Annotated in this window: 14 protein-coding genes and 1 riboswitch; of the genes, 6 read left to right on the top strand and 8 right to left on the bottom strand. The window is 56.4% G+C overall.

All coding sequences use genetic code 11. The annotated features are described in order from the left end of the window. Positions 1–47: 47 nt before the first annotated feature. The 7 genes from thiH to rsd form a co-directional block, all read right to left on the bottom strand. Positions 48–1,181 (bottom strand): 2-iminoacetate synthase ThiH, encoded by a 1,134-nt coding sequence (thiH, locus tag FDX03_RS21250; RefSeq protein ID WP_137346549.1) that lies wholly within the window; start codon positions 1,179–1,181, stop codon positions 48–50. Next, complete coding sequence (gene thiG / locus FDX03_RS21245) at positions 1,178–1,948, bottom strand: thiazole synthase (RefSeq protein WP_137346548.1); 771 nt, start codon at positions 1,946–1,948, stop codon at positions 1,178–1,180. Before thiG ends, thiH begins: the two co-directional genes overlap by 4 nt. 1 nt (position 1,949) lies before the next feature. Beyond that, a complete protein-coding gene (gene thiS / locus FDX03_RS21240; protein WP_048214117.1) occupies positions 1,950–2,150 on the bottom strand; it encodes a sulfur carrier protein ThiS in 201 nt (66 codons plus the stop codon). Further along, positions 2,131–2,889: a HesA/MoeB/ThiF family protein gene (locus tag FDX03_RS21235; protein WP_137346547.1), complete on the bottom strand. Its 759-nt coding sequence runs from the start codon at positions 2,887–2,889 to the stop codon at positions 2,131–2,133. Before FDX03_RS21235 ends, thiS begins: the two co-directional genes overlap by 20 nt. Continuing rightward, positions 2,882–3,517 carry a thiamine phosphate synthase gene (gene thiE, locus FDX03_RS21230; protein WP_137346546.1) on the bottom strand — a complete coding sequence of 212 codons (636 nt, stop codon included), beginning with the start codon at positions 3,515–3,517 and terminating at the stop codon, positions 2,882–2,884. Before thiE ends, FDX03_RS21235 begins: the two co-directional genes overlap by 8 nt. Beyond that, positions 3,517–5,415 carry a phosphomethylpyrimidine synthase ThiC gene (gene thiC, locus FDX03_RS21225; RefSeq protein ID WP_137346545.1) on the bottom strand — a complete coding sequence of 633 codons (1,899 nt, stop codon included), beginning with the start codon at positions 5,413–5,415 and terminating at the stop codon, positions 3,517–3,519. Before thiC ends, thiE begins: the two co-directional genes overlap by 1 nt. Positions 5,416–5,495: 80 nt before the next feature. Further along, positions 5,496–5,618, bottom strand: a riboswitch (TPP riboswitch). Between the two features lie 50 nt (positions 5,619–5,668). Further along, positions 5,669–6,157 carry a sigma D regulator gene (rsd, locus tag FDX03_RS21220; RefSeq protein ID WP_115644115.1) on the bottom strand — a complete coding sequence of 163 codons (489 nt, stop codon included), beginning with the start codon at positions 6,155–6,157 and terminating at the stop codon, positions 5,669–5,671. A gap of 96 nt (positions 6,158–6,253) precedes the next feature. Between rsd and nudC the strand changes: the two genes are divergently transcribed. The 6 genes from nudC to FDX03_RS21190 all read left to right on the top strand — a co-directional run bounded on the left by nudC (position 6,254) and on the right by FDX03_RS21190 (position 10,619). Further along, positions 6,254–7,027, top strand: coding sequence for an NAD(+) diphosphatase (gene nudC / locus FDX03_RS21215; protein WP_048214113.1), 774 nt, complete (start codon positions 6,254–6,256; stop codon positions 7,025–7,027). A 50-nt stretch (positions 7,028–7,077) separates the two neighbouring features. Continuing rightward, positions 7,078–8,142 carry a uroporphyrinogen decarboxylase gene (hemE, locus tag FDX03_RS21210; RefSeq protein ID WP_057064651.1) on the top strand — a complete coding sequence of 355 codons (1,065 nt, stop codon included), beginning with the start codon at positions 7,078–7,080 and terminating at the stop codon, positions 8,140–8,142. A 9-nt stretch (positions 8,143–8,151) separates the two neighbouring features. Then, positions 8,152–8,832 (top strand): deoxyribonuclease V, encoded by a 681-nt coding sequence (nfi, locus tag FDX03_RS21205; RefSeq protein ID WP_048214111.1) that lies wholly within the window; start codon positions 8,152–8,154, stop codon positions 8,830–8,832. A 33-nt stretch (positions 8,833–8,865) separates the two neighbouring features. Beyond that, positions 8,866–9,456 (top strand): YjaG family protein, encoded by a 591-nt coding sequence (locus tag FDX03_RS21200; protein ID WP_003842015.1) that lies wholly within the window; start codon positions 8,866–8,868, stop codon positions 9,454–9,456. 186 nt (positions 9,457–9,642) lie between these two features. Then, a complete protein-coding gene (gene hupA / locus FDX03_RS21195) occupies positions 9,643–9,915 on the top strand; it encodes a nucleoid-associated protein HU-alpha (protein ID WP_001044509.1) in 273 nt (90 codons plus the stop codon). A gap of 11 nt (positions 9,916–9,926) precedes the next feature. Beyond that, positions 9,927–10,619 carry a DUF1481 domain-containing protein gene (locus tag FDX03_RS21190; protein WP_115644373.1) on the top strand — a complete coding sequence of 231 codons (693 nt, stop codon included), beginning with the start codon at positions 9,927–9,929 and terminating at the stop codon, positions 10,617–10,619. A gap of 61 nt (positions 10,620–10,680) precedes the next feature. Here FDX03_RS21190 and zraP read toward each other — a convergent pair whose 3' ends face one another. Beyond that, on the bottom strand, positions 10,681–11,124 hold the full coding sequence (gene zraP / locus FDX03_RS21185; RefSeq protein ID WP_032945657.1) for a zinc resistance sensor/chaperone ZraP: 444 nt from the start codon (positions 11,122–11,124) through the stop codon (positions 10,681–10,683). Between the last annotated feature and the right edge of the window lie 110 nt (positions 11,125–11,234).

The raw sequence follows: 11,234 nt of genomic DNA, 5'->3' as shown, positions 1-11,234 counted from the left end.
AAAAACCCGCGAAAGCGGGTTTTTTTGTTTATGCGATAGCGTTGGACTTAGGGCATCTGGGCGGCGCGTCCCAGATAGCTGTCCCAGTCTTTCCATACGGGCTGTAATCCCTGCGCCATGAGTGCTTCAGCAACGGCTTCCGGGCGACGATCGTCGTGCGGGGAGAACTGTTCCAGTTCGGGGTGGTTATCGGCATAACCACCGGGCTGGGTTTTAGAGAAGGCGCTGACGTTGTTGATCGCCAACGGGATCACATGGTCACGAAACCATGGCGACTCGCGGGTGGAGAGCGACAGCTCAATGTCCGGCGACAGCAAGCGAAATGCACAAATGGTTTGCACCAGCTGGCGTTCATCCATGATGGACGCGGGCTCAACGCCTCCGGTACATGGACGCAGGCGAGGGAAGGAGATAGAGTAGCGGCTCTGCCAGTAATGCTGCTGCATCCACAGCAGATGTTCAGCTACCATATAGCAGTCCACCCGCCAACTGTCGGACAAACCAATCAACGCGCCAAGACCGATTTTGTCGATCCCTGCGCGGCCCAGCCGGTCCGGCGTTTCCAGTCGCCAGAAGAAATCCTGCTTTTTCCCCTTCAGATGGTGGCGGGCGTAAATCGCCTCATGATAGCTCTCCTGATATACCATCACTCCATCCAGCCCCAGCGTCTTCAGCTCCGCATATTCAGCCTCTGACAGCGGCTGTACTTCCATCTGTAAAGAGGCAAACTGGCGGCGAATGGCAGGCAAATGGCGACGAAAGTAATCCATCCCCACTTTGGCCTGATGTTCACCGGTGACCAGTAGCAGATGCTCAAAGCCCAGCTCGCGGATAGCCGCACACTCACGTTGTATCTCATCTTCGTCCAGCGTTTTGCGTTTGATACGGTTGCTCATCGAAAAACCGCAGTAGGTGCAGTCGTTGGCACATAGGTTGGAGAGATACAACGGCACGTAAAAGCTCACCGTGTTGCCAAAACGCTGGCGGGTGAGCTTTTGCGCCCGCTGTGCCAGCGGCTCCAGATAGTCGGCGGCGGCAGGGGAGAGCAGCGCCATCAAATCATCGCGGCTAAGCTGTGAAGCGTTGAGGGCGCGTTCCACGTCAGCGGCGGTTTTCCCGTTGATACGCAGGCGGATGTCGTCCCAGTCCAGTTGTCGCCATCGGTCGGTGAAGGTTTTCATGCGAAAGCCTCCAGGAATCCGGTTAACGGGCTGGTGGCCTGCGCGAGCGAACTTTTGCTGCCGGGGACGGCCTGGCGCGCCAAAAGGCCTGCTTCAACTGCCAGACGGAAAGCGGTGGCCATCATCACTGGGCTGTCGGCTACCGCGATTGCCGTGTTGACCAAAACTGCGTCGGCGCCCATTTCCAGCGCCTGCGTGGCGTGGCTGGGCACGCCGATGCCGGCATCGACCACCACCGGCACGGTCGCCTGCTGGATAATAATCTCCAGCATCGCTTTGGTTTCCAGCCCCTGGTTGGAGCCGATAGGCGCGCCGAGCGGCATCACCGCCGCGCAGCCCGCTTCTTCCAGCCGCTTGCACAGTACCGGATCCGCGCCGCAGTAGGGCAGCACCACAAAGCCCTGTTTCACCAGCGCTTCGGCGGCTTTTAGCGTTTCGATGGGATCGGGCAATAGCCAGCGGGCATCCGGGTGGATTTCTAATTTCAGCCAGTTTGTGCCCAACGCTTCACGCGCCAGTTGGGCGGCGAAAATCGCCTCTTCAGCGGTTTTCGCCCCGGAAGTATTGGGCAGCAGCATCACGCCCGCGTCGATAAGCGGGGCCAGAATGGCATCGTTATGCTGGCGCAAATCCACGCGCTTCATCGCCAGCGTCACCAGCTGGCTGCCGGAGGCGCGAAGCGCCTCGACCATCAGCTGCGATGAGGCAAATTTTCCGGTACCGGTGAACAGATGTGAATCAAACGTTTTGTCGGCAATACGTAACATATCAACCCCCTGCAATAACCTGAAAAAGCAGGATCTGGTCGCCTTCCTGCACGATGTGCTGCTGCCACTGCTCGCGCGGCAGGATCTGCTGATTGAGCGCCAGCGCCGCGCCCGGTTTGAGCTGATTAAGCTCGGTGAGCAGCCCGCTGACGGTTTGTCCCTCGGCGCACTGCATCGGCTCATCATTGAACTGAATCTGCATGTTGCCCTCCGCATACCGGGCAGCCATTGGCCCGACGCAGCGCAAGGCTGCGCCATTGGCTGGTTTTACCGTCAAACAGGCGTAACTCGCCGCTGGGTGTCGCAATGCCGCTAAGCAGCTTGATGGCTTCCAGCGCCTGCAAGGTGCCCATCACGCCGACAACCGGGCCGACGATACCGGCGGTACGGCAGTTGCGTTCAGGTTCGACATCATCCGGCCACAGGCAGCGGTAACAACCTTGCTCCCACGGTGGCGTGAGCACCATCAACTGGCCGCCGAAACCGACGGCGCTGGCGGTAACCAAAGGTGTATTCAGCGACACGCAGGCGGCGTTAATTTCCTGACGCGTGGCCATGTTGTCGGTACAGTCGAGCACCACGTCGGCCCGCTCGACAGCGTGCCGGAGCGCATCGCCCGTCAGCCGCTGCTCAAGGACGACCAGCTCGCTGTCCGGGTTAAGACGCGCCAGATGGCGTTCCGCCGCCAGCGCTTTCGGGCGAGCAATGTCGTCGGTGGTGAACAATATTTGCCGTTGCAGATTGCTCAGATGAACGTCGTCATCGTCTACCAGCGTCAGTTTGCCGATACCTGCTCCCGCCAGATACAGCGCGGCAGGCGAACCTAACCCGCCTAAACCGACAATCAGCACATGGCTGTCGAGCAGCTTTTGTTGGCCCTCAATCGCGATATCGCCGAGCAGGATCTGCCGGCTGTAACGCATAAAGTCGCGGTCATTCATCGCCGACTCCTGCTATGTCGAGCAGTTGCGCCGTGGCTGCCTGCCAGTCGGCCGCCAGGGTGATAGCGCTGACCACGGCAATGCTGCCGACGCCGGTCGCCAGCACCGACGGGGCGCGCTCAAGGCTGATACCGCCAATCGCCACGGTCGGGTAATCTGCCAGTCGTTCAATATGGCCTGCCAGCTGTGTCAGCCCCTGCGGGGCGGAAGGCATCTGCTTGGTTTGCGTAGGGAAAACGTGGCCGAGTGCGATATAAGAAGGCTTAGCGGCGAGCGCGACGTCGATCTCCATATCATTGTGAGTGGAGACACCCAGGCGCAGCCCCGCCGCCTGAATGGCCTTCAGGTCGGTGGTTTCAAGGTCTTCCTGGCCCAGATGCACGCCGTAAGCGTTGTGCTTAATCGCCAGCCGCCAGTAGTCGTTGATAAACAGGCGAGCGTCATAGCGACGCCCCAGCGCGATGGCGGCGATAACGTCGGCTTCGACCTCTTCATCGCGTTTATCTTTGATACGCAGCTGGATCGTGCGTACGCCCGCCTCCAGCAGGCGTTCAATCCATTGCACGCTGTCCACCACCGGGTAAAGCCCGAGGCGGAACGGCACGGTCGGGAAATCAGGCTGGTACATTATGCCTCCTCTTTTTTGAGGTAGATTTCACCGCCTTTGGCGCGGAAGTTCTCCGACATGTCTGCCATTCCCACTTCAATAGTCTGCGCGGCGGCGTAGTCGCGAACCTCCTGGCTGATTTTCATCGAGCAGAACTTCGGCCCGCACATGGAGCAGAAGTGGGCGACCTTGCCGGACTCTTGCGGCAGGGTTTCATCGTGATAGGCGCGGGCGGTGAACGGATCGAGCGCGAGGTTAAACTGGTCTTCCCAGCGGAATTCGAAGCGCGCTTTCGACATCGCGTTGTCGCGGATCTGCGCGCCCGGATGACCTTTTGCTAAGTCAGCTGCGTGGGCGGCAATTTTGTAGGTAATCAGCCCTTGCTTCACGTCTTCTTTGTTCGGCAAGCCGAGGTGCTCTTTTGGCGTGACGTAGCACAGCATCGCGCAGCCAAACCAGCCGATCATCGCCGCGCCAATGCCGGAGGTGAAGTGGTCATAGCCCGGCGCGATATCTGTCGTCAACGGCCCTAAGGTGTAGAACGGCGCTTCGTGGCAGCTCTCCAGCTCTTCGGTCATGTTGCGTTGGATCATATGCATCGGCACATGCCCTGGGCCTTCAATCATCACCTGCACGTCGTATTCCCAGGCGATTTTGGTCAGCTCGCCCAGCGTATGCAGTTCGGAGAACTGCGCTTCGTCGTTGGCATCCTGAATCGAACCCGGGCGCAGGCCGTCGCCGAGAGAGAGCGAGACGTCGTAGGCGGCGCAGATTTCGCAAATCTCGCGGAAATGTTCGAACAGGAAGTTCTCTTTGTGATGAGAAAGGCACCATTTCGCCATAATTGAACCGCCGCGTGAGACAATACCGGTCAGGCGTTTGGCGGTCATCGGCACGTAGCGCAGCAGCACGCCCGCGTGAATGGTGAAGTAGTCGACGCCCTGTTCGGCCTGTTCCAGCAACGTATCGCGGAACGCTTCCCAGGTCAGATCTTCGGCGATCCCGTTGACCTTCTCCAGCGCCTGGTAGATCGGTACGGTGCCGATCGGCACCGGGCTGTTACGCAGGATCCACTCGCGGGTTTCGTGAATATAGCGACCGGTGGAGAGGTCCATCACCGTATCTGCGCCCCAGCGGGTCGACCACACCAGTTTTTCGACCTCTTCTTCGATAGAGGAAGTGACCGCCGAGTTACCGATGTTGGCATTCACCTTCACCAGGAAGTTGCGGCCGATGATCATCGGCTCGGATTCCGGGTGGTTGATGTTGGCAGGAATAATCGCCCGGCCCGCAGCGACTTCATCACGCACGAATTCCGGCGTGATATTTTCCGGCAGGCGCGCGCCAAAGTTCATCCCTGGATGCTGATGGCGCAGCACTTCACTACGGATACGCTCGCGGCCCATATTTTCACGGATGGCGATAAACTCCATCTCTGGCGTCACGATCCCCTGACGGGCGTAGTGCAGCTGGGTCACGCGCTTACCGGCTTTGGCGCGCTTTGGCGTCAGCAGGCCGCTGAAACGCAGCTCGTCCAGGCCATCGTCGGCCAGACGTTCTTTGGTATAAGCGGAACTACGGTCGTCTAATTCTTCGCTATCGTTACGTGCCGCAATCCACGCCTGGCGCAGTTTTGCCAGACCCTGCTGGACGTTAATCGCCACGTCAGGATCGCCATACGGCCCGGAGGTATCGTACACCGGCACGGCTTCGTTATCTTCAAACTGCGGATTATCTTTACTGCCGCCAATCAGCGTCGGGCTCAGCTGGATTTCACGCATCGGGATGCGGATATCCGCCTGCGAACCGGTGATGTAGATGCGTTTTGAGTTCGGAAAGGCGGTCCCTTCCAGGGTATCGATAAAGTGTTGGGCTTGCGCGCGCTGTTCGCGGCGTGATGGTTTAGTAGTGGCAGACATAGCTCATTCCAAAAAAGTAAGGACGTGGCTTGTCAGACGACGGATGAAGCAAGAGAGGCGATCGCCCAAAGGCGAACGGTTGTAGATTGACTCTTGTTCCCTTCGCAGGTCTTAACCTGATCAGGTTCCGCGGATCCCGAATTAACGGTCTCAGCCTTTTCCACTCATGCTGCTGTGGAAAATAAGCACTCCGACAAGAAGTAACCTCAGTAAAGAGGTAATGAATGTAAACTACGCGTTAATGCCGTAAATCTCAAGCATGACGTTTGAGAGTGCCGCTCTCGTGCATCGCATCAAATACCAGCATGATCAGCTTATCTTCGAGCACGAACCGGGCTTCCAGCGCCTCGCCGATATCTGATAAAGCCTGTTGAAATTCAAGGAAGTTATCATGATCAATGGCGGTCTCCAGACTGGTGTCATAGTAGTCCATGATCAGTTGTGTGTTGGCTTCCAGCAGTGGCCAAATTTTTGTGGCTTTTAAAAGCTGCCCGTTCCCTTCCAATTTATGGAGAATACGTTCATAAATACTGAAGTGTCCGGTGGAGAGGTAATCGACCAGGCTCTGACAAAAATCATCCAGCGCTTTTTCATTGAGCCGCATGTACGATTCTTTGCCAGGCTTAATGCCAACCAGATTGTAGTAAGCCACGAGCAGGTGCTTACGTACATGTAGCCAGCGATCAACCAGTTTATTACTTCCTCCGACGTGCTCCGTCAGGCTTTCCAGCTGGTTTAGCATGATTGACTCCGCAAGATGGTGTTTAGGAACTGCTCACCCGTAAATGTAAAAATAATGTAAACAACATGCCTGTGAAGCAAAGGTTGCGCAAGAGATATGGATCGTATAATTGAAAAATTAGATAGCGGCTGGTGGATTGTCAGTCATGAGCAAAAGTTATGGTTGCCTCATGGCGAGCTGCCTCACGGCGACGCGGCACGTTTTGATTTGATCGGGCAGCGCGCACTTTCTATCGGCGAATGGGAAGGGGAGACGGTCTGGCTGGTGCAGCAGCAACGTCGCCACGATATGGGGTCGGTACGCCAGGTCATTGACCAGGATGTAGGCCTGTTTCAACTGGCCGGACGCGGCGTACAGCTGGCTGAGTTTTACCGCTCGCATAAATTCTGCGGCTACTGCGGGCACACGATGCACCCGAGTAAAACGGAATGGGCGATGCTGTGCAGCCACTGCCGGGAACGCTACTACCCGCAAATTGCCCCCTGCATTATCGTCGCCATTCGCCGTGACGACGCTATCCTGCTCGCCCAACATGTTCGCCATCGCAACGGCGTGCATACCGTGCTGGCGGGTTTTGTCGAAGTGGGCGAGACCCTTGAGCAGGCGGTGGCGCGTGAAGTCATGGAAGAGAGCGGCATTAAGGTGAAAAACCTGCGCTATGTCACTTCTCAGCCGTGGCCGTTCCCACAGTCTTTGATGACCGCATTTATGGCAGAGTATGATAGCGGAGAGATTGTTATCGACCCGAAAGAACTGCTGGAAGCGAACTGGTATCGCTACGATGATCTACCGCTGCTTCCCCCGCCAGGCACTGTCGCGCGGCGATTGATTGAAGACACTGTGGCGATGTGTCGGGCTGAGTACGAGTAAAGAACGAGTGATGATACACTGATGGACTGACGCAATAAGGAACTGCAAAAATGACCGAACTGAAGAACGATCGTTATCTGCGTGCGCTGCTGCGCCAGCCCGTTGATGTCACTCCGGTATGGATGATGCGCCAGGCGGGCCGCTATCTACCGGAATATAAAGCCACGCGCGCCGAGGCGGGCGATTTTATGGCGCTGTGCAAAAATGCCGAGCTGGCCTGCGAAGTTACGCTGCAGCCGCTGCGTCGTTATAAGCTTGATGCCGCGATCCTCTTCTCGGATATCCTGACGATTCCCGATGCGATGGGGCTTGGGCTGTATTTTGAAGCAGGAGAAGGTCCACGCTTCACCTCCCCTATTACCAGCAAGGCTGACGTCGACAAACTGCCGATCCCGGACCCGGAAGATGGGCTGGGTTACGTGATGAATGCGGTGCGCACAATTCGCCGTGAACTGAAAGGCGAAGTGCCGCTGATCGGCTTCTCCGGTAGCCCGTGGACGCTGGCAACCTACATGGTTGAAGGCGGCAGCAGCAAAGCCTTCACCGTGATTAAAAAGATGATGTATGCCGACCCTAAAGCGCTGCATCTGCTGCTGGATAAGCTGGCGAAGAGCGTCACGCTGTACCTGAACGCGCAGATCAAAGCGGGCGCGCAGTCGGTGATGATTTTCGATACATGGGGCGGTGTGCTGACCGGTCGCGACTATCAGCAGTTCTCCCTGTACTACATGCACAAAATCGTTGATGGCCTGCTGCGCGAGAACGACGGTCGTCGTGTACCGGTGACCCTGTTTACCAAAGGCGGCGGTCAGTGGCTGGAAGCGATGGCGGAAACCGGCTGTGATGCGTTAGGTCTCGACTGGACCACTGACATTGCCGATGCGCGTCGTCGTGTAGGTCATAAAGTGGCGCTACAGGGCAATATGGATCCGTCCATGCTGTATGCACCGCCAGCCCGCATCGAAGAAGAGGTGGCGACAATTCTGGCCGGATTCGGTCAGGGCGAAGGGCATGTCTTTAACCTGGGCCACGGCATTCATCAGGACGTCCCGCCAGAACATGCGGGTGTCTTTGTGGAGGCGGTACATCGGTTGTCCGAACAGTACCACCGCTAAGGAGTCATTATGGATCTCGCGTCATTACGCGCGCAGCAGCTTGAACTGGCCTCTTCAGTGATCCGCGAGGATCGTCTGAAGAACGATCCGCCTGATCTGATCGGCGGGGCGGACGTTGGGTTTGAGCAGGGTGGCGAAGTGACGCGAGCCGCGATGGTCTTACTGAAGTATCCCACGCTTGAACTGGTTGAATACAAGGTGGCGCGTATCGCCACCACCATGCCCTACATTCCCGGTTTTCTCTCCTTTCGTGAAACCCCCGCGCTGATGGCCGCCTGGCAATTGCTCTCGCACAAGCCAGATCTGCTGTTCGTTGACGGGCACGGCATTTCGCACCCGCGTCGCCTGGGCGTAGCCAGTCATTTTGGTCTGCTGGTGGATGTCCCGACGATTGGCGTGGCGAAAAAACGGTTGTGCGGCAAGTTTGAACCGCTCGCTGCTGAACCCGGCGCGTTAGCACCATTGCTGGATAAAGGCGAACAGCTGGCATGGGTCTGGCGCAGCAAAGCGCGCTGTAACCCGTTGTTTATCTCTACGGGCCACCGCGTGAGTATGGACAGCGCACTGGCGTGGGTACAACGCTGTATGAACGGCTATCGTCTGCCGGAACCAACGCGCTGGGCAGATGCGGTGGCATCCGAACGCCCGGCTTTTACGCGGCTTGCAGCAAAAGCGCCCCATATCGGGTAAACTGCGGCTAATTTCCGTATTTGAGAACTCATCATGTTACAAAATCCGATTCACCTGCGTCTGGAGAAGCTGGAAAGCTGGCAGCACGTCACGTTTATGGCCTGTCTGTGCGAACGCATGTACCCGAATTACGCCATGTTCTGCAAGCAAACTGAATTTGGCGATGGTCAGATTTACCGCCGAATCCTGGATTTGATTTGGGAAGCGCTGACGGTTAAAGATGCCAAAATCAATTTCGACAGCCAGCTGGAAAAGTTTGAAGAGGCTATCCCGTCGGCAGATGATTACGATCTGTACGGCGTTTACCCGGCGATTGATGCCTGCGTGGCATTAAGCGAACTGATGCATTCACGTCTGAGCGGTGAAACGCTGGAACACGCTATTGAAGTCAGTAAGGCTTCAATTACCACAGTAGCGATGCTGGAAATGACCCAGGCTGGTCGCGAAATGACCGATGAAGAGCTCAAAGAGAACCCTGCCGTTGAGCAAGAATGGGATATTCAGTGGGAAATTTTCCGACTTTTAGCCGATTGTGAAGAACGCGATATTGAGCTGATAAAAGGGCTGCGTGCAGACCTGCGCGAGGCTGGCGAGAGCAATATTGGTATAAATTTTCAGCAATGACACCACAAAACGTGATTTAACGCCTGATTTGTCGTGCCTGAAGGCTTCCCATCCGCCCCCGGTCTGGTCTACATTTGGGGGGCGAAAAAAAGTGGCTATCGGTGCGTGTATGCAGGAGAGTGCTTTTCTGGCATTTCCGTCGCACTCGATGCTTAGCAAGCGATAAACACATTGTAAGGATAACTTATGAACAAGACTCAACTGATTGATGTAATTGCAGACAAAGCAGAACTGTCTAAAACACAGGCTAAAGCTGCTCTGGAATCCACTCTGGCTGCTATTACTGAGTCTCTGAAAGAAGGCGATGCTGTACAACTGGTTGGTTTCGGTACCTTCAAAGTGAACCACCGTGCTGAGCGCACTGGCCGCAACCCGCAGACCGGTAAAGAAATCAAAATCGCCGCAGCTAACGTACCGGCATTTGTTTCTGGTAAAGCACTGAAAGACGCGGTTAAGTAATTCGCGTGGCAGTGAACAGTTTTAACGAAGGGGCGGTTTCGCCCCTTTTGTCCATCTGGCGTCATACGCTCTGGCTTTCAGGTGTGCTGTTGCTGTCGGCCTGTAGTCGTCATTCCGAGCTTCCTCCGTTCACGGCCAGCGGTTATGTTGGCGAGCAGGGGGCGGTACGCGTCTGGCGTAAAGATTCCAGTGACGATGTTCACTTGCTCTCGGTATTGAGTCCGTGGCGTAACGGCGATACCACCACCAGTGAATACCGCTGGCAGGGAAATACGCTCTCTCTGATAGAACTCAATGTTTACAGTAAACCGCCGGAACATATTCGTATCCGCTTCGATGACCGCGGCGAACTGAGTTTCATGCAACGTGAAGTCGCCGGGCAAAAGCAGCAGCTTTCCAGCGATCAAATTGCGTTGTACCGCTATCGTGCCGATCAAATCCGCAAGACCAGCGATGCGCTGCGTCAGGGACGGGTGATATTGCGTCAGGGACGTTGGCATGCGGATAACACGGTCACAACCTGTGAAGGTGAAACGCTGAAGCCAGACCTGGAGTCGTGGGCGATAAACCATATCGAGCGCCGCCAGAAACATTCATCCGTAGAGGTGAGTGTGGCATGGCTGGAAGCGCCCGAAGGGTCGCAGCTACTGCTAGTCGCCAATGAAGATTTTTGTCACTGGCAGCCTACAGCCAAAACTTTCTGAAAACCTGAAGACAGGTAGTCAGCAGACCTGATCCGTATGGCGTCATCAGGCATCACGTCTTTTACCAGTGACCCATTCCCATATGGCCGCCGCCGCGATGGTTACCGCCACCGCCGCATCCGCCGTAGCCCATTCCCGCGCCACGCGGCACGCCAGCCTGCGCCATGGCGACATCGCGTTTAACACGCTGCTCGTCCAGAGACTGATTCAACGCTTCCATCTCTTTTGCCACGGCATTAATTTTTGCCGTGTCCGGCGAGCTGGCCGTTAATAGTGCATTGTACTCATAACGTTTGGATGTCAGCTGTTGGCGCAACGCGCTGGTCTGGGAATAGTAATCATCATAGATTTTCTGCGCGGCAGCCTGCTGCTCAGCGGTCATTGGGGTACCGCCTCGTTGCTGCATTCCATCACCGTATCCCCAGTGATTCTGCGCCAGTACCGGGGTGGAGCCAAGTGCGATAAGAGAAAGTGCAATCAGTGCCAGTTTGTTGTTCCGTTTCATCGTTCGTTCTCCTGTTGGTTAGCTTACATTCTCTTTTGCATCTTCCGTGCCAAAGCGGCAATCCCAGTCCTGCGGGCGTTGTGCGCGTCGTCTTTGCAGGAAAACGGGTA

Origin of the sequence: Citrobacter sp. wls827 (assembly GCF_005280875.1) — a bacterium.
Lineage (GTDB): Bacteria > Pseudomonadota > Gammaproteobacteria > Enterobacterales > Enterobacteriaceae > Citrobacter > Citrobacter youngae.
Note: the sequence above shows the minus strand (reverse complement) of the source record. Positions and strands in the feature narration are given on the sequence as shown.

Coding starts and splice junctions, on each gene's coding strand:
- thiH (WP_137346549.1), bottom strand. CDS start 1,181: ATGAAAACCTTCACCGACCGATGGCGACAACTGGACTGGGACGACATC.
- thiG (WP_137346548.1), bottom strand. CDS start 1,948: ATGTTACGTATTGCCGACAAAACGTTTGATTCACATCTGTTCACCGGT.
- thiS (WP_048214117.1), bottom strand. CDS start 2,150: ATGCAGATTCAGTTCAATGATGAGCCGATGCAGTGCGCCGAGGGACAA.
- FDX03_RS21235 (WP_137346547.1), bottom strand. CDS start 2,889: ATGAATGACCGCGACTTTATGCGTTACAGCCGGCAGATCCTGCTCGGC.
- thiE (WP_137346546.1), bottom strand. CDS start 3,517: ATGTACCAGCCTGATTTCCCGACCGTGCCGTTCCGCCTCGGGCTTTAC.
- thiC (WP_137346545.1), bottom strand. CDS start 5,415: ATGTCTGCCACTACTAAACCATCACGCCGCGAACAGCGCGCGCAAGCC.
- rsd (WP_115644115.1), bottom strand. CDS start 6,157: ATGCTAAACCAGCTGGAAAGCCTGACGGAGCACGTCGGAGGAAGTAAT.
- nudC (WP_048214113.1), top strand. CDS start 6,254: ATGGATCGTATAATTGAAAAATTAGATAGCGGCTGGTGGATTGTCAGT.
- hemE (WP_057064651.1), top strand. CDS start 7,078: ATGACCGAACTGAAGAACGATCGTTATCTGCGTGCGCTGCTGCGCCAG.
- nfi (WP_048214111.1), top strand. CDS start 8,152: ATGGATCTCGCGTCATTACGCGCGCAGCAGCTTGAACTGGCCTCTTCA.
- FDX03_RS21200 (WP_003842015.1), top strand. CDS start 8,866: ATGTTACAAAATCCGATTCACCTGCGTCTGGAGAAGCTGGAAAGCTGG.
- hupA (WP_001044509.1), top strand. CDS start 9,643: ATGAACAAGACTCAACTGATTGATGTAATTGCAGACAAAGCAGAACTG.
- zraP (WP_032945657.1), bottom strand. CDS start 11,124: ATGAAACGGAACAACAAACTGGCACTGATTGCACTTTCTCTTATCGCA.